The sequence below is a fragment of the Frondihabitans sucicola genome, assembly GCF_030296615.1.
GTDB classification, from domain to species: Bacteria; Actinomycetota; Actinomycetes; order Actinomycetales; family Microbacteriaceae; genus Frondihabitans; species Frondihabitans sucicola.
Map to the genome: position 1 here is coordinate 3,333,206 of NZ_AP027732.1, position 20,639 is coordinate 3,353,844.

Genomic DNA, 20,639 nt, shown 5'->3' on the forward strand with positions numbered 1-20,639 from the left:
TCACGAAACGGGTGCGGCGGCCGGCACGCCGTCGAGGACGATGCCCGCCCGAGCGGCGGCGGCGCGAACGTTCGCGACGCTCGTGCGGAGGTAGTCGACGGCGGCGGCGTAGTCGAACGGGGTGTTCGCGTACTCGTCGTAGCTCGGAAGCCCTTCCTCCCGTGCGCGCTTCTCGTACTGGCGCACGAGGCCCAGGTAGGCCACGAGCTCGGTCACGTTCAGATCGGGGTGTCCCGCGAGCCATTCGGGGTCGTAGAGCGACACCTCCAGCCGGCGGGGAGACGGGTTCGCCCCCACCGGCAGCACGTCGTTCTCCTGCTTGAGTTCGAGCGACAGGTGCAGGTCGGGATGTGCTTCGTACAGAAGCGGCAGGATCGCGTCGAGGTCGACGACGCCTTCGCCGTTGGGACGCATCTGATACAGGATTCCGTCGTCTCCGGTGAACAGCGCGGTGTCCTTCAGGTGCATCTGACGGACGTACGGGGCCACCCGCCGTGCCGACAGCGTGGGGTGCTCGGCCCGCTGGACGACGTTCGCGGTGTCGAACGTGATCCCGACCGTGTCCGGCCCGACGGCCTCGACCAGGCGGACCAGCTCGAACGACGTGATCTCCTCGTGCGTCTCGAGGTTCATGTGAATGCCGTTGTCGCGGGCGATGGGCGAGAGGAGCCGCAGGAACTTCTCGATGGCGACGAGTTGATCGGACCAGGTCACGTCGGTGCGGAAGCGGTCGTACGCGAAGCGCCCGGAGTAGGTCTTGATGTTCGCCGTCGACACCCACAGCTCGCTGATGCCGATCTGCGCGGCCGCCTCCATCATCCGGCGGAACCCCAGGACGGTGTCGCCGTCGCCGAGGGCTCTGACCTCCGGCGTCTCCGGGAGGCCATAGGGGTTCACCTTGCCGAGTCCGGACTCGAGGTACATGCCGTGTTCGTCGACGTGCGCCCGGACCTCGCGGAGGTAGCCCGGGTCGAGTGTGGGACTCATGGTCAGCATGGTGCGATAGAACACGCCCGCCAGGCCTTCGCCCGCGGCCGATTCCACGATCTCGATGGGCGTCATCGAGGCGCCGCCGGGGTATTTGAGTGCGTCGGTTCCCAATCGCATGGGTCAGACCTCCAATGTCTTCTGTGGTGGGAGTACGTAGTCGTGAGCGGGCCGCAGCGCCTCATTCTCGGGGACAGCTGCGACGAGCTTTTGGGTGTAGCCGTGCTGCGGATCGGTGAAGATCTCCTCGCGCGAGGCGTGTTCGACGATCACTCCGGAGCGGAGCACGTAGACGTCGGGGCAGAGGTAGCGCACCACGGCGAGGTCGTGGGCGACGAAGAGGAGGGAGAGCCCGAGCTCTTGTCTCATGTCGCCCAAGAGGTTGAGCACCTGCGCCTGGACCGACACGTCGAGGGCGGAGACGGGTTCGTCGCACACGAGGACGCGCGGCTCGACGGCGAGTGCTCTGGCGATGGCGATGCGCTGGCGCTGACCGCCCGAGAACGAAGCCGGGCGCCGTGTCGCGTGGCGGGCGTCGAGGCCGACGAGCTCGAGGAGCTCGGCGACGCGGCGCCCGCGGCTGCGCCCGTCGGGCTGGAGCCGGTGCACGAGCATGCCTTCGGCGATGATGTCGCCGACCGTCATCCTGGGGTTCAAAGAGGCGAGGGGATCCTGGAACACCATCTGCACCGTCCGGCGGAACGCGGCGAGGGGGCGACCTCTCAGGTGCGTGACGTCGTCGCCGTCGAGCTCGATCGTGCCGGCGTCGGCACTCTCGAGCCCCATGAGCGTGCGCAGGAGCGTCGATTTGCCCGATCCGGACTCGCCGACGAGCCCGACCGCCGCACCGTCGGGAACCGCCAGGTCGACGTGATCGAGGGCGACGACGGGAGAGCGGCCGACGCGATGGTACGACTTGCTCAGGCCGGAGACCGAGATCACGCGATCACCTCCAGCGGGACGACCCCGGGGGCGTAGTGGCACGCGACGAGCGCGCCGTCCACGTCGGTCGGGTGCAGAGGGGGCCGCTCGGCGCGGCACAGCTCCGTCGCGAACGGGCAGCGGGCGGCGAAGGCGCAGCCCGGCCCCCGATCGGTCGGTGCCGGCGGGGCGCCGGTGAGCGCGACCAGTCGGTCGTCGCCCGTCAGACGTGGTACCGCCGCCAGCAGGCCGCGCGTGTACGGGTGCGCCGGACGGCGGAAGAAGTCGCCGACGGCGGTCTGCTCGACGGTGCGCCCCGAGTACATGACGACGACACGATCAGCGAGCTCGCCGACGACCCCGACGTCGTGCGTGATGAACAGGACCCCCAGATCACGCGAGGCGGCGACCTCGGACAGGAGAGCCATCACCTGTGCCTGGATCCGGACGTCGAGGGCCGTGGTGGGCTCGTCGGCGACGAGCAGCTCCGGCTCGCTGACGAGCGCCATCGCGAGCACCACGCGCTGGCGCATGCCGCCGGAGAACTCGTGCGGGTAGGCGCCGAGGCGCGCGGCCGCGTCGTCCACACCCAGCTCCTCCAGGGTGCGACGAACCTTGTCGCGAGCGGCGCGGCGGGACAGCCCGCTGCCTCGGAGCGGCTCGGCGATCTGATCTCCGATGCGCATCAGCGGGTTGAGGGCACTCAGCGGATCCTGGAAGACCATGCCGATGCCGCGACCGCGGATCCGGCGGAGCTCGCGCTGACGGAGGCCGACGAGCTCGCGGTCGCCGAAGCGGATGCTGCCCGTCACGGTCATCTCGGGGTCGAGCCCGAGCAACGCCCGTGCAGTGACCGATTTCCCGGATCCCGACTCGCCGACGAGCGCGACCCGTTCTCCGCGGGCGAGGGTCAGGTCGACGTTCTCGACAAGGGGGATCTCGCGGCCGTCGGCGGACGTGGCGCGGATCGAGAGGTCGTGGACGCGCAGGAGGGGGCGGTCATCGTCGTCCTTTCGCGTGGAGCGTGGGATCGCTGCGGAGGTGCAGCATGTCGCCCAGCAGCCCGAAGGCGCCCGTGGTCACGACGATGGCGATGCCGGGGAAGAACGCCGCCCACCACGCGTTGGAGACGATGGCCTGAGCGGAACTGACCATCGCTCCCCACTCGGCCGACGGAGGCTGGGCGCCGGCGCCGACGAACGAGAGGGCTCCCAGGACGAGCACGGTGTTGCCGATGTCGCCGGCCCATTTGACCCACAGGGCGGGGAGGGCGTTGGGCAGGACGTGGCGGGTCATCAGGCGCCAGCGCGACACTCCGAGGACGCGGGCGCCTTCGACGAACGGCATCGCCATCGTCTCCTTCATGATGCCCTGAAGCAGACGGGCGGTGGTCGGCCAGCCGGTCACGATCAGAGCGAAACAGGCTGTCTGCAGGCTGGGACCCAGGGCTGCTGCCACGCCGAGCGCGAAGACCAGCGAGGGGAACGCCAGCCCGAGATCGATGAACCGCGTGAGGAGTTCACCGATCCACCTGGGGCTCATGACGGCGAGCGTGGCGATCACGACACCGACGATCGAGTAGCCGATCACCGTCACGATCGACGCGGTGAGCGAGAACCGGGCGCCCACGACGACTCGCCAGAAGATGTCCCGACCCTGCTGATCGGTGCCGAACCAGTGCGCGGCCGAGGGCGATTGGAGTGACGACAGCACGTGCGACTGGTACACGTTCGGCGCGACGAACGGGCCGACGACGGCGACCAGGACGATCAGGCCGGCGACGACGACGGTCGCGGCATCCAGCGCACCGGATCGCCTGCGTCGCCGCGGCCGTGGGATCCGCCACCACTGTCGCGGCGCGAACGCGAGTGCGCTCGCCGTCGGCGGGTCCGGCATCGCCTCGACCACCGGGGCGGGGGCGGTGTCGACGAGAGGCGACTTGGTCATGCTGCGGCTCCGATCTGCGTTGCGCGGACCCGGGGGTCGCGGATCACCTGGATCGTGTCGACCACGAGCGAGGTCACCACGACGATCACGCCGACGACGAGGACTCCCCGAGCACGGACGCGGTGTCCTTCTGCGACACGGCGTTCGTGATGAACGAGCCGAAGCCGTCCCTTCCGAAGACGGACTCGACCAGGATCGCGCCGGCGAACATCCCCCGAACTCGACGCCGATGATCAGCAGCGCCGGGTTGGCCACCTGCGGTAGGGCGTGCTTCCAGAGGATGCGCCCGCCGGACACTCCCGACGCCCGGATCACCGAGATGTGCTCGCGCTGCAGCACGCGGAGGAGCTCGGCGCGCAGCACCCGGTAGAGCTGCCCGATGAACGGGACGGAGAGCACGAAGGCCGGCAGGATCAGGTGCGCCAGCGCGTCCCCGAAGGCGATCGGCGACCCCTCGAGAAGCGAGTCGACGAGGCGGAAGCCCGTGACCGAGGGCACTTGGACGCCGACCGAGCCGATTCCGGAGATGGGCAGGATCCTCCAGTCGGACGAGATGAGGTTCTGCAGCATGATCCCCAACCAGAACGTCGGCATCCCGGCCGCCAGGATCACGAGAACCCGGCGCAAGGTGTCTCCGGCACCCGTCGTCCGCACGGCCGACCAGACGGCGAGCGGGACCGCCACGGTGACCGTGATGAGCAGGGCCACGACCACGAGCTCGGTCGTGGGCGGCAGGACGGAGAGGATCGCGTGACTCACCGGCCCCTGGCTTGAGCTCGACGTGCCGAGATCGCCGTGGACGAGGCGCCCCAGGTACGCGAGGTACTGCTGCGGGAGAGACCCGGACAGGCCGAGGCGGCGGCGAACCGCCTCGACCTGATCGGGTGTCGCCGAGACCCCGCCGCCGCGCGAGCCTCGTCCCCGGGCGTCAGCTTCGTCAGGAGGAAGACGATCGTCGCGAGGAAGAACAGCGTCAGGATCGCGGCGACGAGTTTCCTGCCGACGTACGCGGCGATCGGAACGGCATGGCTTCGCACGGCGGGTGTCCTCTCTGCGGGACTACTCGGACAGGCGGAGCGACGCGACGGCGAGGCTGCCGTTGGGGGCACGGAGGCCGGCGCCCTGGACGCCATTGCTGTAGGCCGTCAGCGAGTCGACGGTGTACAGCGGCATGACGCCGTGGTCCTTCGTCACCAGCGTCTGGACCTGCTTGTAGAGGCCGCACCGCTCAGCCGCGTCGGGCTCGCTCGTCGCCTTGGCGAGCAGCGAGTCGACCTGGGGGTCGGAGTAGGCGTCCTTGTTCGTGCCGACCGCCTTCGACGAGAACTCCTGCGACACCATCACCCCGGCGTCCGGATAGGGCGCCGCGTCGGTGGCCAGCATGAGCTGGGGGACGGTCGAGAACTTCCCGAGCAGCGTCAAGTAGTCGGCGAAGGCGATGGGCTGGAGCTTCACGGTGATGCCGATCTGCTTCAGGTTCGACTGGAGCAGCGTCGCCTCCTGCGCCTGCTCCGAGAAGGCGGGCTGAAAGCGCATCGTCAGCGTGAGGTTCGCCAGGCCCGCGTCGGCGAGCACCTTCTTCGCCTTCGTCAGGTCCTGCTTGACGGTCGGCAGGGTGGGGCGGCACGACATCGAGGCCGGCAGCGGGCCGTCGGCGAGGGATCCTGCGCCCCCACGGAACTTCGCCAGTCCTCCGGAGTAGTCGTAGGCCAGCGTGATCGCCTCGCGGACGGCCGGGTTCGCGGTCGGCCCCGACGAGTCGTTGAAGTAGACGTACGCGGCCGACGTCGCCGACGACGCGACCTTCAGCCCCGCCGAGACCACGGACTTCTTGTCCGTCGCGGCGATCCCCCGACGTCGACGTTGCCGGCCACGATCTCCTGCTTCGTCGTCGAGGTGTCGTCGATTCGGCGCAGCGTGAGCGTCTTCGGGCGCGCCGAGTCGAACGTCCAGTAGTCGGAGAACCGCGGCAGCGTGTAGGTGCCGCTCGAGACGGAGCCGAGCGTGTACGGCCCGGATCCGGCGTCGTGCGACAGCAACCAGCTCTGTCCCTGGTCGGTCCCTTCGTGCTTGGCGACGAGTGCGGAGTTCAGGATGTAGATGCGGCTCAGGGCGCCCAGGAAGAGCGCGTCGGGTTTGCTGAGGTGGATCGTCACCTGGTGCGCGTTGACGACGTCGGTCGACGCGTACGACGGGATCTGCCCGTCGATGCCGACCCCGAGCGCTTTGTACCGGTCGAGGCTGGCCTTGACGTCGGTGGCGGTCAGTGCGGATCCGTCGTGGAACCTGACGCCCGACTTGAGGGTCACCGAGATGGCGTCCACCGACGAGTTGTAACGGAACTTCGTCGCGAGCGATGAGACGAGCGTGCCCGATGCGTCGTAGGTGACGAGCGTGTCGTAGAGCGCCTGGTCGACGGTGTCGGTCTGAACGTAGTCGGCGCGCGCCGGGTCGATGGTGGTCACTTCGTTGCGGTACGCGACGACAAGCTTGGTCGAGGCGGCCGATCCCGCGTTCGGGTCGGAGCCGGAGCAACCGGCCAGGAGGATGGCGAGTGCGACGCCGGCGCCGGTGGCGGCGGTCAGGCGGGCGCGGTGGCGAAAGAGGTGGATCGACATCGGGGCAACGGCTCCTTGAGGGGGTTGACGAGGCGGAACGCTCTCGTTGGGAAGGTGAAGGAACGGGGCAACGGTATCCCGAATGCTGTTTCGAACAAGCTACGTCATGTTTCAAATGCGTTAAATATGGACAATTGCGGGGATCCACTGTTCCCGTCGATTCGCTTTGGGATACCAAAGCCCTACTATCGCCCTAGCTGCACACCACCATCAGGACCGGCATCGAGCCGGGAGGAGTCCCATGCGAATACTCGTCGTCAACTGCAACACGTCCTCGTCGATGACCGATGACATCACCGCGATCGCGCGTTCGACGGCGGCCGTCGGCACCGAGATCATCGGTGCTCAGCCGGTCTGGGGCGTCGAATCCGCCGAAGGGTTCTACGAGAGCTTCATCTCCGCCGCATCCGTGCTCGACCTGCTGTCCACCTGGTCCGACCCGTTCGACGCCGTGATCATGGCCGGCTTCGGGGAGCACGGCAGGGAGGAGCTCGCCAGCTGCTCGATGTCCCCGTCGTCGACATCACCGAAGCGGCCGCGATGCTGGCGATCCTCGTCGGGCACCGCTTCGGGGTCGTCACGACGATGCCGAGCGCCGTCGCCCCGATCGAGCACAGTCTCGCCGCAGCCGGGCTCGACTCCCGCTCGGTCGGAGTGCGCGCCGCGCAGATACCGGTTCTCGACGCGGCGACCGATCTCGTGGCCACCGCCGAGGCCCTCGCCGTCCACGGGCGAGAGCTCGTGGCCGCCGGCGCCGACGTCCTCGTGCTCGGCTGCGCCGGGTTCGCCGGGCTCGACCTCCTCGTCGAGAACCTCACCGGAGTACCCGCGATCGATGGTGTGGCGGCGGCCGTCACCCTGTGCGAGGCCCTCGTGTCGCTCGGCAAGACCACCAGCAAGGCGGGACCGTATGCCACGCCGTCAGCCACGAAGAGGCGCCCGGGGTGGCCGATCAGCGTCGCCTCGGCCCGCGTCGATGCCACGGAAGGAGCGCAGCATGCCTGACTCGACCTACGCGTACCGCGTCCCCGGGAGCCACAACGTCAGCGCATTCAACGCCGACCCCGAGGTGCGCGATCACCTCGACTTCCCCGAACCGCTCCGACTCATCGACAGCACGCTCCGCAAGTCCCTCTTCACAGCGGGTGCCACGACGACGACCGCCGGATTCCTCCGGATGGCCTCGGCCCTCGGCGAGCTCGGCGTCCGGGACGAGAGCGTCAACGTCAACTGGGCCGGCTCGACGAACCCCTCACCGCAGGAGCTCGCCCTCGTGCGGGCGATCGCGTCCCGCGACTTCGGGTTCGCCCTCAACGTGTACGCGGACACCCTCATCGGCAACGGGCGGGATCCGAAGCCGGTGACGACGCGACAGACGGTCGACGTCCTCGTGGAAGCGGGCGTCGGGATCCTGGGACCGGGAATCGTCGAGGCACCGGACGACGACGCCCAGCTCCGTCAGAAGGACGAGCTCGCCGCCTACTTCGAATACGCGAGAAGTGTCGGGGTGACGACGACGATCACCCTCGCCCAGGTGGGCCTGCGCGACTTCGGGCGCCTCGTCGAGATGTCGCGGTACGCGGTCTCGCTGGGTGCGACTCGACTCGACCTGATGGACTCGACGAGCAGCCTGTCCGTGGATGCCATGACCGTGTTCGTCCGCCGGTTCCGCGACCTCGTGGGGCGTGAGGTGCCGATCACCATGCACATGCACGACGAGTTCGGCCTGGCGACGGCGGGTGCCGTCGCGGCCGCGACCGTCGGAGCCTCACCCGACGTGTCGATGAACGGCGTCTCCTACCGCTCCGGCTTCGCGCCGCTCGAAGAGGTCGTGCTCGCTCTGGAGACCCTCTACGGCGTCGACACGGGCATCGAGCTGAATCGCATCGAGAGCGTCTCGCGGCTCGTCGCCCGCGAGACCGGCATTCCCGTGCCGCCGCTCAAACCGTTGACCGGCGGCTACGCGTTCCTCAAGCACATGCCAGGAGACGCCGCAGCCGCGATTCCCGGCGACCAGTCGGTCTTCCCGCCCGTGAGCCACGGTCTCGTGCCGTCCCGCATGGGGCAGGAGATGACCTGGGTCTGGGGCGGTCTGAGCTCCGACGGTATGACGCGCGCACTAGGACACCGCGCCGGAGAAGAGCTGTCGCCCGCCGAGGTCTCGGCCGTGCGGCGAGTCCTCGATGCCGAGGTCGGAGCGATCGACCGTTATCCTCGCTGGCTCGCGCCCGACGACGCGATCGCCTCTCTGACGGAGGCCGTAGCGATCCTGCGGGCGGGGATCGGCGCTGACGAGCGCGCCGACATCATTCGCACCGCGCTCCCCAGCGCCCCGCTGGCCGATCGCGCCGTGACGGCGACCCTGCCTCTCGACGCCGCGGCGGTGCCTCGCGCCGTCGGCGATCTCCTCCTCGGTACGACGGACGACGACCTCCTCGCCCTTCTGGCGGGCTTTCAACGGCTCGGGAGCACAGCTGGCGAGCCGTCGACTCGAGCGGCCCTCTCCGCGGCGGAAGAGCGCGGGATCGATGCCGCCTCCGCCGCCCTCGCGGAGGCGATCCGGCTCCTGGCGGACGACTACGAGGCGCGATTCGGATTCCGCTTCGTCGTCGCGGCCGACGGCCTGGGGTCGGAGGAGATCCTGCAGGAGCTGGCGACCCGATTGGGGTCGGACCGCGACAGGGAGATCGCGACGACTCGCCGTGCCGCCGCGACCATCGTCACCGGGCGGATCCGCCGGATGCTGGTGGCTCGCAGCCGTGACAACTCGCGCGCGGCTCAGCGATAATGCCACGGGAGGCAGTAACCATGACCGTGATCGACAGGGAGACCGCGAGCACGCCGGGCGTCGACGCGTCGCTCTCGGTGCAGGTCGGAGAGACCATCCGCGAGCGGATCATCCGCGGGCACTACCCGCAGGGAGGCCGCCTCATCGAGGCCAAGCTGGCGGCAGAGCTCGAGGTGTCCAGGATCCCCCTCCGCTCGGCGATCCCGCAACTGGAGGTCGACGGCTTCATCCGCACCCTTCCGAGGCGAGGCGCCGTCGTCTTCCACTGGACCGAGCAGGCCGTCAACGACCTCTTCGACGTCCGACTCGCACTGGAGGTCGCCGCCACCGGCCACGCCGCCCTCGCCGTCGAGCAGGGCAGGAGCCTCGCGCCGCTGCTGGCCGCGATCGACGAATCGCACCGCGCCCTCGACTCGGGCGACGCCTTTCGCGTGGCCGGCGCCAGCACGCTGATCCACCAGAGTGTCGTCGAACTCGCCGGCAACGACCTCCTCACGTCGCTCATGCGCGCGGTCAGCGGCAGGATCACGTGGCTCTTCTACCTGACGTCGCAGCGTGACGCCGACCTCGCCTGCGAGCAGCACCACGCGCTGAGCGACGTCATCGCCACCGGCAACAAGGCCCTCGCGGAGGCCACCGCGTTTGCGCACATAGAACTCGGGCGCAAGCCGTCGCTCGAGGCGATGGCCTCGATCATCTCCGAGCGAATCTGAGGTCGGCATCGGTTCGAACGCCTGGTGCCATTCCTGCAAATGTCATACAGTTGCGGGATGGTCGATCTCGAGCCGTCCCAGCGGCGCATCCCTCTTTCGGTCCAGATCAGCGACCAGCTCCGGGCCCACATCGTCAACGGTGACTGGGCGGTCGGTGACAGGATCCCCGGCGAGCACGAACTCGTCGAGGCTCTCGGCGCGAGCAGGAGCACGGTGCGGGAGGCCCTCCGAGCGCTGGCCCACTCCGGTCTCCTCGAGGCCCGCCCGGGAGACGGCACCTACGTCAGCGCCTCGAGCGAACTCGACCTCGTCCTGCGCCGCCGAGCGCGCGCGGAGTCGTCCATCGCCGTCTTCGAGGTCCGGGAAGCCCTCGAACTGCAGGCGGCCAAGCTCGCGTGCCTTCGAGCCACGCCCGCGCAGGTCGCCTCCCTGAGCGAGCTCCTCGACCGGAGGGATGCCGCCGTGTCTCCGGTGGAGCACCTCGCCTTCGACCAGGCGTTCCACCTCGAGCTCGTCGCCGTCGCCGGCAACGCCCTCCTCGCTGAGATGTACCGGAACCTGGACCGCGCCGCGACGTATCCGATCGACGACCGGCATCGCGTGGCGTCGAACGAAAGGTGGCCGGCCGCCGACCCCCACCGCGAACTCGTCGACGCCCTCCGCGAGCGCGACGCGGCCCGCGCGAGCAGCGCGGCCGAGTCGCTCATCACCCTGGCCCGCGAGGTCTTCGTCGCCGCTGGAGAGGAGTGACCGTGGCACCCTCACGCGAGCCGATCGCCACAATCGCCACGACCACCACGACCGCCTGGCGAAACGCCGTCATGGGGCTGTTCGCGCTGGGCGGGGTCGCCGTGTCGACGTGGGGCCCACGCCTTCCCGCCATCCGTGAGTCGCTCCACCTGGGCGACGGCGTCGTCGGCCTCGCCCTGGCGGGAGTGGCCGTCGGATCGGTCCTCGGCCTCGTCGCCTCGTCCCCGCTCCAGGGAAGGCTCGGGCCACGCCGCGCCATCGCAGGAGCGCTCCTCCTGATCGCGTGCGGCATCGCCGTCGTCGCCATCGGAGCAGGAATCGCGGCATCGCTCCCCGTGACTCTGGTCGGGTTCGTCGCCGCCGGATTCGGGATCGGCGCCCTCGACGTCATGATCAACGTCCAGGGGTCGGCGATCGAGAAGACCACCGAAAAGACCGTCATGCCGATGCTGCACGCGGCCTGGTCGGCCGGAGCCATCCTCGGCTCGGGAATCGGCGCGGGCGCCGCGGCCCTCCGAATCGACTTCCCCTGGCAGTTCCTCGGTGAGGCCCTCGGCATCGCCGTCCTCGGAGTGGTGTGCGTCCAATTCCTTCCCGCCGGTCCGGTCGATCCTGAACCGGTCGTCAGGAGGCCGGTCGGCGTCCGGCTGCGTGAGTGGGCCGGCGGCTGGAGCGATTGGCGGCTCCTCATGATCGGGCTGGTCATGCTCGGCGTCGAACTCGGTGAGGGCACGTCGAACAGCTGGCTCACCCTCGCCGTCCGCGACGGACACCACCAGACGGACGCCGTCGCCGCGCTCTTCTTCACGGCCTTCGCCATCGGCGAGACCGGAGCACGCGTCCTCGGCGGTCCGCTCGTGGACAGGATCGGCCGCGTGAAGACGGTGCGCTTCACCACGGCCATCGGCGTCGCCGGGCTCCTCCTCTTCATCCTCGGTGGGCCGGCCTGGGTGGTCCTCGTCGGCACCGTTCTCTGGGCGGTCGGCGTCTCGATGGGCTTCCCGCTGGGCATGTCAGCCGCGGCCGACAGCGGCCCGAACCCCGCCGCCCGGGTGAGCGTCGTGGCCTCCATCGGCTACCTGGCCAACCTCGGCGGGCCGCCGGTCATCGGTGCGCTCTCCGAGGCGGTCGGACTCCTGAACGCCCTGTGGCTCGTCGTGGCGCTGCTGGCCATCGGTTTCCTCGCAGCCGGCGCCCTCCGGGCTCGGCAGGTCGGCCGCGTCGGTCAGGGCCCTTCGGCCCGGTGAGGCCGACTGTCTGGTCACACAAGGGTCCGGGTGCTTTGATGAGCACGTGGACCAATGGACGGGCGGACTGCCCCCGGCAGCGCATGAGCGCATAGCGCGACAGCACGCCAGCGGCACGACCGGGTCTCTCTTCTCGGCGCCGGCCGCGGCAGCGGCGAAAAGCGCAGGGCTCGCCCCGGTGGGCGAGGTGTTCGGCTCGATCGCGATGAACCTCGGCTGGTCGGGCACGGGCTGCAACTTCTACGGGATGCGGTCGGGCGGTCTGGGCGGCATGGGCGGCATGGGCGGCGGCCTCTTCGGCGGAAACGCCTTCGGGTACCAGACACCTGTGACGACCTCCGGCGACCACGGTGGTTACGCCGGCTTCGCCCCCTACGTGAAGGCCTTCCAGTACGGCTGGCACGAGGCCGTCAACCGCATGCTGGCCGAAGCGCGGATGCTCGGAGCCGAGGGGATCGTGGGGGTCAAAGTCAGCCGCGTGCGCATCGATGCGTCCGCGTACGAGTTCACGGCCATCGGCACCGCGGTGCGGAGTGTCGACACGGCGCTCGTGGCTCGGCCGACCGTGCCGGGCGAGATCTGGTACGCCGACCTCTCGGCCGAGGACTGCGCCAGCGCGATCCACTCCGGCTTCCAGCCGCGCGAGATGGCTCTCGGCCTGTCGGTGTCGACGAAACACGAAGACTATCTCCTGAAGCAGCAGCGCTCCGCCTGGGCCGGCAACCAAGAGATCGAAGGACTCACCCTCCTCGTGAACGCCGCCCGGCACGATGCCCGCAACCAGCTCGTCGCCCGGGCGAAGCGAGACGGAGGCGCCGACCTCGTGATCACCCACCAGAGCATCACCGAGTTCGACACCGCCTGCGGCGAGGAGGTCGACCTGCACGCCGAGGCCGTCTTCATCGGCACGATCCTGGTGCCCGGCCCGATGCGAGACTTCCGCACCCGGAGACGACCAGGATCCGCCCGGGTGACGACCGTCCTGCCCCTCACCGACCCCGGGGTCCGCACCCGGCGAAACCACTGATCAGTGCCCGCCGGCGCACCTGCCCTCGACCGATAGAAGGAACACCGATGTCCGACTCCCCCGACCTGTCCGCCGTCTCGCTGCCCGCCGATGCCAGGGCGCGCCTCGCCGACGGCAAGGCGCGTCTGTTCACCTCCGACCTCTCGGTGAACGAGTTCCTCCTGGTGCGGCAGGCCGGATTCAAGCCCGTGGGGCTCGTGCTCGGCTCGAGCGTCTATCACGTCGGGATCCAGGTCGGCAGGTGGTCCAAGAACATGGAGATGGACAAGCTCAGCCAGGCGATGTACCACGCCCGCGAGCTGGCCATGACTCGGATGGAGGCCGAGGCCGACGCGCTCGGCGCGGACGGGATCGTGGGAGTCCGCCTCGAGATCGAGTTCAAGGAGTACGGCAACGACCTGGCCGAGTTCATCGCGATCGGCACCGCGGTGATCGCCGACGAGGCGCCGCCCGTGGGCACCTGGCGCAACAACAAGAACCTGCCGTTCACCTCCGACCTGTCGGGGCAGGACTTCTGGACCCTGATCCAGTCCGGCTACGCGCCTCAGGGCCTCGTCATGGGCACCTGCGTCTATCACATCGCCCACCGCGGCATGATGGCGTCGATGGGCACGATGGGTCAGAACGTCGAGATCCCGCAGTACACCGAGGCCCTCTACGACGCGCGCGAACTGGCCATGGGCCGCATGCAGGCCGAGGCGGAGGCACTCTCGGCCGAGGGCGTGGTCGGCGTACAGCTCCTCTCGCTGCCGCACCGCTGGGGCGGCCACACGACGGAGTTCTTCGCGATCGGCACGGCCGTCCGGCCGCTGCGCGAAGACCACGTCATCGCTGTGCCGAGTCTGGTCCTGCCGCTCACCGACGGGCCGTACCGGTGAGCGTGACCCCTCTCTTCAGCCCGACGCCCGACGATCCGCAGTCGCTTCTGGCGAGCCTCGTCGAGGGCGCCACCCGCGCCCTGCCCGCGGGAGTGGCCGATGGCGTGCTCGACGTCGAGCGCGCTCGGAGTGTGAAAGACCGACTGTCGGGCGGCGCCGGGCAGATCACCCAGCTCAAATTGACCGGCCCGAAGGACGCCCTCACACTGCGGTTCGAGGGCAAACGACTCGTCGGCGAGTCGGCCTACGTCTCGGGCGGCGTGATCATCTCGCGCAAGACGCTGCCGCTCGGCGACTGGCTGACCGCTTTCGCCGGCGAGATCGCCGCCATCGCGGCAGATGCCGCGGGCGACGCCGCGTCCGCCGCCCGAGCCCTGCAGGTGCTGGGCGTGCAGCCGGCGGGCTCCGACGTCACGGTCGACGAGGCCGACGTCGACGGCGGCCTCCGGCTGCTGCCCGCTCGCCTCGACGGGCGCATCCCGCCGGCTGCCGGCGAGATCGTCGCGCGCATCGCGAGTGCGCTGCGCGACACCCTGCCGCGCGTCCTCGGGGGTGGTGACACCGAGATCCTGGTCCGCCGGACGGCGACCGCCTACCTTCCCGACACGATCAAGGCCTACGTGGCCCTGCCAGCCGACTGGGCCCGGTCGCACCGCTTCACGGACGGCTCGACGGCCGCCGACATCCTGGTCGCGCAGCTCGTGACGCTCGACGAGGCGGTGGGCAGGATGCGAGACGCGGCGATCGAGCGGGACGCCTCGGCTCTGCTGGTCAACGGCAGGTTCCTCTCCGACCGCTTCGCCACGTCGAGCCTCGACCTTCCGTAGCCCCGGCGTCACTGCCCGATCGCGTCACTGCCCGATCGCGCCGCGGCCCTGGTCGCGCTGCTGCTCTGCGCGCGACCGCTCGAGGTGGCTCTTCGACCGCTGGATCTGCCCCTCCAGGGCTGTCACGGTGGTCGCCATGCCCTCGACGGCCTTCGCCCGGTAGCTGTCGATGTCGTCCATCGTCTGGAACACGTTGTCGAACGCGTGCTGCAGCGTCTCCACGCTGACTCCGGAGTTCGTGGCCTGCTCGTGGATCATGCCGGTCTGCTGCTTCAGGAGTTCGCTGGTCCGGCCGATCATGGTGTTGGTCGTCTCGTTCAGGGCGCCGATCTGATCGAGCACGAGCCGCTGGTTCGCCAGGGCCTGAGCGACGACGACCGCTGTGCGGAGAGCCGCCACCGTCGTGGTCCGGGCACGCTCGACCCCCTTGATCAGCTCGAGGTTGTTCTTGCGGATCATGTCGAGCGCCAGATACCCCTGAACCGACACGGCGATCTGCGTCGTGAGGTCCTGTCGGCGTTGACGGACCGGGAACAGGGCGTCGGCGAGCAGCGAGTCGGCGGCTTTCGGGTCGGTCGGCCGGAGTTCGTCCGCCCTGCGACTGATCGCCTCGTCGAGAGCGCCCGCCAGGGAGGCGTACTCGCCCAGCTTGCCCATCGTGGTCCACAGGCTCCGGCGCTCCTGCTCGATCGAGGCGTTGTCTTTGCGCAGGCCGTCCTGACCGGAGACGAGCGCGTTGACGATGGCGTCGATCTGCTTCTGCGCCGACTCGTAGCGCTGGAAGTAGTGGGTCAGTTTTCGATTGCCGGGGATCCTGCCCAGGATCTTCCGCACACCGGTCAGTTCGGCCCGAGCGGGGTCGAGATCGGTGATCGTGGAGCGGAGGTCGGTGAGGCTCTTGGCCACCTTGGCTTGCGGCGCCGCGGCGTCACCGCGCCCTTTCGCTGCGGCGAGCGACGACGACGGGCGGTCGAGCATGCGATTGGAGACCTGCGAACTCGCCGCGATCTCGTGCTCCCCCATGCGGACGATGTCGTCGATCTTCTTCGAGAAGGCGGGGCTTCCCGGCTCCTCGGAGGCGAGGTCCGCCACGAACGCGGCCGCCTTGTCCTGCAGCTCGGACCGCTTGTCGGCCGGGACCGCGACCATGCCGACGGCCTGCTCGCCCTCCAGTTCGGGCACCGCAGCGGGCGGGGTCAACTCGACGCCCTGCGCGGGCTCCTCCGGCGGCGTCAGCGGCTGGCTCAGATCGAGGTCGGACATCGGCGCTCCCACTCCCTGCGCCGTCGCAGGCGCGTCAGTGCCCAGCGTAGGACTCGGCGCCGTGCGGTTCGCAGGGAATGTTCGATCGAAGTAGCCTTCTAGGTCATGAGCATCGAGACGTTCCGCGATGCGCTCGTCGCTCCGGGCGAGGCACACCTGCCCGATCGCTTCTTCGACCGGCTCATGTTCAACCTGCACCCCGTCGACGCGACCACCCCGTCGATCATCCTCGGGGCCGGCGTCTATCCCGGAGCGAACACCATCGACGGCTTCCTCGTCGTGACCGGCGCGGAACAGCAGGAGAACCTCCGATTCTCCAGCGAGCTGGCGGCCACGGACGGAACGAGCGTCGGTCCCCTCCGGTGGACGATCGAGGAGCCCCTCGCTCGCTGGCGACTCCGGATCGAGCCCAACCGCACGGGGCTCGAAGGCGAAGTGGTCTGGACGGCCCGGACGACACCGTGGATCGGCAGCGTCAGAGTCGACAACACCGCCGAGCCCGCGACGACCTTCGACCACCTCTTCCAGTCCGGAACGTACGCGGGCACCCTCCGTCTCGCCGGGCGTCCTCTCTCGGTCGACGGCTGGTTCGGCCAGCGCGATCGGTCCCGCGGGGTCCGCACCATGACGGGCGGACAAGGCCTCCACCTGTGGTTCCAGGGGCAGTTCGACGACCGCTCGATCGGCTTCCTGCTGGTCGAGGGACGCGACGGTTCTCGGCTCCTGCTGGAAGGGGCCGTGATGCCGACCGACGGACCCCTCGACGACGTCGTCGACGTGAAGCACGACCTCGACTTCGACCGGGACCTCGACCTGCGAACGGGGCGGCTCCGGGTGACGACGTCGGGCGGCTTCGACTACGACCTGACGATCGACGCGTCCGCGCGCGGGGCCTACATGGCCGGCGCCGGTTACGGCGGACATCACGGTCGACCGGTCGGCGTCGACCACGAGGAGTACGACGTGTATCCGCTCGACGGCTCGACGACTCCTCTCACCCTCGACACCGCGCTCACCGACCGGTTGTCGCACCTCCGGTGGGGAGATCGGCGCGGCATCGGCATCGTCGAATTCGCTCACTCTCGCAGCAGGTCGTACCACTACCGGCCCTCGTTGCGTCCGCGCGTCTGATCGGCGTCACGGGGTGACCGTCGTCGCAGAGCGCCCGAGCCCGCTGTCGCGCTGCCGGTCGAGGCCTCCCGATCGCGTCACCGATCCTGCTCGCCGACGAGGGGCCACCCGGCGAGAATGCTGTACCAGCTGGTGAGGAAGCCGAACCACTCGCGCTCGGGGCCGGTCAACGCCCGCACGGACTCGTACCCCTCGAGGAGGATCTGTCGCGCCGCCGCCGAGGTCGGCCCCCACTCGCGAAACAGCGTTCCGAGGTAGACGCCGGCGTGAGCCAGATCGCTGACGGGGTGGTCCCAGGCGACCTCGTCGAAGTCGAGGATGGCGACGACCTGCGAGTCGCGGGTCACCAGATTGGCGGACCGGTAGTCGTTGTGGACCGCCTGCGGGCCGACGTCGAGGGCCGGCAGGGCCGAGAGGTCTCGCAGCAGCCGCCCGTCGGAGTCCGGCGGTCGGCTCGATCCCGCCATCCAGTCGAGCACTCGCGTGCGGAGGTCGACGTGCGGAGCGCGGTGAGCCAATTCGGCGGAGGCGGTCGGCAGCTCGGCCATCGCCTGATGAAGCCGGGCCAGGTGGGCCCCGGCACGGCGAACGGCCGCGTCGTCGGCGACATCCAACGGCGCGCCCTCCACGACGGGCTGCACCGACACCGAGAACGGACGGGACGGGCCGGCGATCACCTCTCGGCCCTGCCCCGACCGGCTGAGGATCGGCGCGGCAACGGGAACGCCGCGCTCGGCCAGGGCCGAGATGAGGTCGGTCGTCGCGGCCAGCTTCGCGAAGCGCGCCTCAGCCCCCGACCACTTGCAGATCAGCGTCTGCCCGCCCTCCTCGACCTCGACCCAGGCGATGGCGTTCTGATCGCTGATCACGATTCGCTCGCAGTGCAGGACCGTCAGGGCCCACCGGTCGCGCAGTGTCGACGTCAGCCACGAGGACCCCTGGTCGAATCCGGTGAACCCGAAGCGACTCCGGAACGCCTCCGTCGCATCGATCGACTCCCACAGCATCGACACTCCGGACGGGAACACCGGCCGCTCCTTTCTCGTCGAGTCGACGGTCAGCCGAGCGTGGTGGTGGCCGCACGGAGTTCGTCGAGGGCCGCCAGGGCGTAGTGCGCCAGATCGTTCTCAGACTGGCGGTCGCCCTCCGACCATTCGGCGAAGCCCCGACTGAACGCGAGGACCCCCAGCTCGGCAGCGACCCGGGCGGGCCACTCGGACACCCCCGCGAGACGAGTGCCGTCGAGATGGCGGTGGCGAGGCCGACGCTCTTGATGAGATGACGTTCGCGGAGTTCGGCGCTGGCGGCGACCGCCGCCTTCAGGCGCGGGCCGAGTTCGCGGTTCAGGGGACCCATCTCGCCCGACACTCGCCGAAGTCCTGCCGCGACGGCCTCGAGCGGGGTCGACTCGGGCGGCGCTTCGGTGATCCCGTCTGCCAGGAGGTGGCTCAGAGTCTCTTGCCCAGCGACCAGGATGTCGCGCTTGTCCGGGAAGTACCGGAAGAAGGTGCTTCTCGTGACCCCCGCGCGCCCGGCGATCTCGGCGACCGTCGTCGCGTCGTAGCCCTGCTCCGTGAACAGGTCGACGGCTGCGAGCACGAGTCGACCGCGCGCATCGGGTTCCCACCTGGCCATGTGTTCATCCTATCCATGAGACACATGTCTCATCACCCTGCTACAGTGATGAAACCATCGTCTCATCACTTATCTCGGGAGATCTTCATGCACGTCTTCGTCACAGGTGGCAGCGGCCGGATCGGTTCGGCCGTGGTCGCCGAACTCCTCGCCAACGGTCACACCGTCTTAGCCCTCGCCCGCTCCGATGCCTCCGCCCGCAGCCTCGCATCGGCCGGCGCGACCACCCTTCGCGGCGACCTCGCCGACCTCGCCGCCCTGCGCGATGGAGCATCCCAGGCCGACGGCGTGATCCAGATCGCCTTCGGCAACGACTTCAGCAGCCCCGAAGCGCTCGTTCGGGCGGTGACCGAAGAGGGCGCGGCCCTCGCTGCGCTGGGTGAGGAGGTCGCCGGCAGCGACCGCCCCCTGGTGACCGTGTCGGGCACGCCGGCCGCCGCGGGGCGGCCCTCCACCGAGGACGACCCGCTGCCGACGGGCGGCCCCGTCGGCGGTCGCAGTGTCTCGGTGCTGGCCACTCTCCAGCTGGCGTCGCGCGGCGTTCGCAGCGTCGCGATCCGCCTCCCGCGCACGGTCCACAGCGACGGCGACGGCGGGTTCGCCGGCATGCTGACGATGATCGCGCGGCAGAGCGGCGTCTCCGGGTATCCCGGCGACGGCTCCCAGCGCTGGCCGGCCGTGCACGCGCTCGACGCGGCCGTCCTCTTCCGACTCGCTCTCGAGAACGCTCCGGCCGGGTCTGCCTGGCACGCCGTCGCCGACGAGGGCGACGCCGTCCGCGACATCGCCGCAGTCATCGGGCGTCGTCTCGGCGTTCCGGTGCAGTCCGTGGCGCAGGAGACCTACGGCGCTCTCGGCCCGGTGTTCGCGGCCGACCAGCCGGCGTCGAGCGCCTTCACGCGCGCGACCCTCGGGTGGCAGCCCACGCACCTGAGCCTCCTCGACGACCTCGAGAACATCCAGCCCTGACGCCCGGCGGGCTCAGTCGCGACGGAGCACGACCTCCGCTGCGTCGATGCCGTCGTCGCCGCGAGCGCCGAGATCGCGGTCGAAGACGCGCCGCACCGAATTGCCGGCGAAGTCCTCCAGCCTCACGTCGACGTGCACCTCGTGCAGGGCCTCCCCGAATCCGGCGTAAACGACCACAGCGTCGCCGCAGGATCGAGAGCGGCGCGGCCGGGCACCGGAACCCCGTGTCCGTCCGTCACCCGCAGGTAGCGCCGCACGAGCGTGCTGTCGAGCCCGCGGTCGAATCGCAGGACAAGCGGTTCTCCGGCTGCCGTGGGCCAGCGAACCTCCCAGAGGGCCGGATCGACACGGGATCGTACGGGCGGCCCGACGCGATACGTCCGTCGCGCGGCGCTCGAGAGCGGAGCACCTGTGGCGTCCCGCAGCTCGGCATCGACGACGAGCGTCACCCGGCCGCCGGCGCGGATCGGGGCTCCCGCTCGAACGTGAGGCTGAAGGCCTCTCTTGATGCGGCCTGGCTCCAGCAGGACGGTGAGCCGACGACGGTTCCGATCCCAGAGCTCCGGCGGCATCTCCAGGAGGCTCCCGGCCGACTCGTGGCCCGTCTCGTCGAGCAGATGCACGTGCCCGGCGGCCGATCCTTCCTCCATCGGGGCGGAGAAGGTCACCGAGAAGCGCAACAGGTTCGCGGGGACCTCGCCGCTCCCCGGCTCGATCGCCTCGACGACGGTGCTGGAGCGTCGTTCTGCTCGGGGAGCCTCGGTGCGCGCCAGCTCTCGCCAGTCGCGCCCGGGCCCCTCCGGGCGGCCGAGGACGACGTATCCGGTCCCGGGCACGGCGGCGAAACGCGGCGTGAAGCAGGCGGCGTCGTCGTCCCGATCCCACGTCCCGGCCGTCACGACGACGTCCGGACCGAGCGCGAGCGCCCCGACCGGGAC

At 69.9% G+C, this 20,639-nt stretch carries 21 protein-coding genes and 1 pseudogene; 10 read left to right on the plus strand and 12 right to left on the minus strand.

What is annotated here, in order from left to right; translation table 11 throughout:
• The 7 genes from QUE79_RS17135 to QUE79_RS17165 are packed head-to-tail and all read right to left on the minus strand — an operon-like array spanning position 1 to position 6,473.
• Positions 1 to 1,107, minus strand: coding sequence for a sugar phosphate isomerase/epimerase family protein (locus QUE79_RS17135; protein ID WP_286344114.1), 1,107 nt, complete (start codon positions 1,105 to 1,107; stop codon positions 1 to 3).
• Between the two features lie 3 nt (positions 1,108 to 1,110).
• Entirely contained in the window at positions 1,111 to 1,929 is an 819-nt protein-coding gene (locus QUE79_RS17140; RefSeq protein WP_286344115.1) for an ATP-binding cassette domain-containing protein, read from the minus strand.
• Positions 1,926 to 2,939 (minus strand): ABC transporter ATP-binding protein, encoded by a 1,014-nt coding sequence (locus tag QUE79_RS17145; RefSeq protein WP_350271720.1) that lies wholly within the window; start codon positions 2,937 to 2,939, stop codon positions 1,926 to 1,928. Before QUE79_RS17145 ends, QUE79_RS17140 begins: the two co-directional genes overlap by 4 nt.
• On the minus strand, positions 2,908 to 4,614 hold the full coding sequence (locus QUE79_RS17150; RefSeq protein WP_286344116.1) for an ABC transporter permease subunit: 1,707 nt from the start codon (positions 4,612 to 4,614) through the stop codon (positions 2,908 to 2,910). The genes QUE79_RS17145 and QUE79_RS17150 overlap by 32 nt, the downstream gene beginning before the upstream one ends.
• Positions 4,611 to 4,892 (minus strand): hypothetical protein, encoded by a 282-nt coding sequence (locus QUE79_RS17155; RefSeq protein ID WP_286344117.1) that lies wholly within the window; start codon positions 4,890 to 4,892, stop codon positions 4,611 to 4,613. Before QUE79_RS17155 ends, QUE79_RS17150 begins: the two co-directional genes overlap by 4 nt.
• 22 nt (positions 4,893 to 4,914) lie before the next feature.
• Complete coding sequence (locus QUE79_RS17160) at positions 4,915 to 5,679, minus strand: ABC transporter substrate-binding protein (protein ID WP_286344118.1); 765 nt, start codon at positions 5,677 to 5,679, stop codon at positions 4,915 to 4,917.
• Complete coding sequence (locus QUE79_RS17165; protein ID WP_286344119.1) at positions 5,661 to 6,473, minus strand: ABC transporter substrate-binding protein; 813 nt, start codon at positions 6,471 to 6,473, stop codon at positions 5,661 to 5,663. Before QUE79_RS17165 ends, QUE79_RS17160 begins: the two co-directional genes overlap by 19 nt.
• A gap of 540 nt (positions 6,474 to 7,013) precedes the next feature.
• On the opposite strand from QUE79_RS17165, the gene QUE79_RS17170 reads away from it, so the two are divergent.
• From QUE79_RS17170 to QUE79_RS17205, 8 genes are all read left to right on the plus strand, one after another.
• Entirely contained in the window at positions 7,014 to 7,478 is a 465-nt protein-coding gene (locus QUE79_RS17170) for an aspartate/glutamate racemase family protein (RefSeq protein WP_286344120.1), read from the plus strand.
• Positions 7,471 to 9,261 (plus strand): hydroxymethylglutaryl-CoA lyase-like TIM-barrel protein, encoded by a 1,791-nt coding sequence (locus QUE79_RS17175; protein ID WP_286344121.1) that lies wholly within the window; start codon positions 7,471 to 7,473, stop codon positions 9,259 to 9,261. The genes QUE79_RS17170 and QUE79_RS17175 overlap by 8 nt, the downstream gene beginning before the upstream one ends.
• 20 nt (positions 9,262 to 9,281) lie before the next feature.
• Positions 9,282 to 9,974, plus strand: a complete 693-nt coding sequence (locus tag QUE79_RS17180; RefSeq protein WP_286344122.1) for a GntR family transcriptional regulator — start codon at positions 9,282 to 9,284, stop codon at positions 9,972 to 9,974.
• 57 nt (positions 9,975 to 10,031) lie between these two features.
• Positions 10,032 to 10,724, plus strand: a complete 693-nt coding sequence (locus QUE79_RS17185; RefSeq protein ID WP_286344123.1) for a FadR/GntR family transcriptional regulator — start codon at positions 10,032 to 10,034, stop codon at positions 10,722 to 10,724.
• 2 nt (positions 10,725 to 10,726) lie between these two features.
• A complete protein-coding gene (locus QUE79_RS17190) occupies positions 10,727 to 11,971 on the plus strand; it encodes an MFS transporter (protein ID WP_286344124.1) in 1,245 nt (414 codons plus the stop codon).
• A 178-nt stretch (positions 11,972 to 12,149) separates the two neighbouring features.
• Positions 12,150 to 12,998, plus strand: a complete 849-nt coding sequence (locus QUE79_RS17195) for a heavy metal-binding domain-containing protein (RefSeq protein ID WP_286344125.1) — start codon at positions 12,150 to 12,152, stop codon at positions 12,996 to 12,998.
• A 47-nt stretch (positions 12,999 to 13,045) separates the two neighbouring features.
• A complete protein-coding gene (locus tag QUE79_RS17200; RefSeq protein WP_286344126.1) occupies positions 13,046 to 13,876 on the plus strand; it encodes a heavy metal-binding domain-containing protein in 831 nt (276 codons plus the stop codon).
• Positions 13,873 to 14,703: a hypothetical protein gene (locus QUE79_RS17205; protein ID WP_286344127.1), complete on the plus strand. Its 831-nt coding sequence runs from the start codon at positions 13,873 to 13,875 to the stop codon at positions 14,701 to 14,703. Before QUE79_RS17200 ends, QUE79_RS17205 begins: the two co-directional genes overlap by 4 nt.
• Positions 14,704 to 14,727: 24 nt before the next feature.
• Here the strand turns inward: QUE79_RS17205 and QUE79_RS17210 are convergent, their stop codons facing one another.
• Positions 14,728 to 15,966 carry a toxic anion resistance protein gene (locus QUE79_RS17210; protein ID WP_286344128.1) on the minus strand — a complete coding sequence of 413 codons (1,239 nt, stop codon included), beginning with the start codon at positions 15,964 to 15,966 and terminating at the stop codon, positions 14,728 to 14,730.
• 105 nt (positions 15,967 to 16,071) lie between these two features.
• Between QUE79_RS17210 and QUE79_RS17215 the strand changes: the two genes are divergently transcribed.
• Positions 16,072 to 17,097, plus strand: coding sequence for an Rv3169 family protein (locus QUE79_RS17215; RefSeq protein ID WP_286344129.1), 1,026 nt, complete (start codon positions 16,072 to 16,074; stop codon positions 17,095 to 17,097).
• A gap of 77 nt (positions 17,098 to 17,174) precedes the next feature.
• On the opposite strand, the gene QUE79_RS17220 is transcribed toward QUE79_RS17215, so the two are convergent.
• From QUE79_RS17220 to QUE79_RS25785, 3 genes and pseudogenes are all read right to left on the minus strand, one after another.
• Positions 17,175 to 18,125, minus strand: a complete 951-nt coding sequence (locus QUE79_RS17220; protein ID WP_286344130.1) for a phosphotransferase enzyme family protein — start codon at positions 18,123 to 18,125, stop codon at positions 17,175 to 17,177.
• 29 nt (positions 18,126 to 18,154) lie between these two features.
• Positions 18,155 to 18,319 carry a hypothetical protein gene (locus QUE79_RS17225; protein WP_286344131.1) on the minus strand — a complete coding sequence of 55 codons (165 nt, stop codon included), beginning with the start codon at positions 18,317 to 18,319 and terminating at the stop codon, positions 18,155 to 18,157.
• Positions 18,320 to 18,573: 254 nt separating this feature from the next.
• Positions 18,574 to 18,732, minus strand: a pseudogene (locus tag QUE79_RS25785) (helix-turn-helix domain-containing protein); the annotation flags it as partial.
• A gap of 87 nt (positions 18,733 to 18,819) precedes the next feature.
• Between QUE79_RS25785 and QUE79_RS17230 the strand changes: the two are divergent.
• A complete protein-coding gene (locus QUE79_RS17230) occupies positions 18,820 to 19,701 on the plus strand; it encodes an SDR family oxidoreductase (protein ID WP_286344132.1) in 882 nt (293 codons plus the stop codon).
• Between the two features lie 122 nt (positions 19,702 to 19,823).
• Here QUE79_RS17230 and QUE79_RS17235 read toward each other — a convergent pair whose 3' ends face one another.
• Entirely contained in the window at positions 19,824 to 20,600 is a 777-nt protein-coding gene (locus QUE79_RS17235; protein WP_286344133.1) for a hypothetical protein, read from the minus strand.
• Positions 20,601 to 20,639 lie beyond the last annotated feature (39 nt).

Excerpts from the sequence above, each read along its gene's own strand:
- QUE79_RS17135 (WP_286344114.1), bottom strand. The coding sequence starts at position 1,107 with ATGCGATTGGGAACCGACGCACTCAAATACCCCGGCGGCGCCTCGATG.
- QUE79_RS17185 (WP_286344123.1), top strand. The coding sequence starts at position 10,032 with ATGGTCGATCTCGAGCCGTCCCAGCGGCGCATCCCTCTTTCGGTCCAG.
- QUE79_RS17165 (WP_286344119.1), bottom strand. The coding sequence starts at position 6,473 with ATGTCGATCCACCTCTTTCGCCACCGCGCCCGCCTGACCGCCGCCACC.
- QUE79_RS17215 (WP_286344129.1), top strand. The coding sequence starts at position 16,072 with ATGAGCATCGAGACGTTCCGCGATGCGCTCGTCGCTCCGGGCGAGGCA.
- QUE79_RS17175 (WP_286344121.1), top strand. The coding sequence starts at position 7,471 with ATGCCTGACTCGACCTACGCGTACCGCGTCCCCGGGAGCCACAACGTC.
- QUE79_RS17180 (WP_286344122.1), top strand. The coding sequence starts at position 9,282 with ATGACCGTGATCGACAGGGAGACCGCGAGCACGCCGGGCGTCGACGCG.
- QUE79_RS17170 (WP_286344120.1), top strand. The coding sequence starts at position 7,014 with ATGCTGGCGATCCTCGTCGGGCACCGCTTCGGGGTCGTCACGACGATG.
- QUE79_RS17200 (WP_286344126.1), top strand. The coding sequence starts at position 13,046 with ATGTCCGACTCCCCCGACCTGTCCGCCGTCTCGCTGCCCGCCGATGCC.
- QUE79_RS17230 (WP_286344132.1), top strand. The coding sequence starts at position 18,820 with ATGCACGTCTTCGTCACAGGTGGCAGCGGCCGGATCGGTTCGGCCGTG.
- QUE79_RS17210 (WP_286344128.1), bottom strand. The coding sequence starts at position 15,966 with ATGTCCGACCTCGATCTGAGCCAGCCGCTGACGCCGCCGGAGGAGCCC.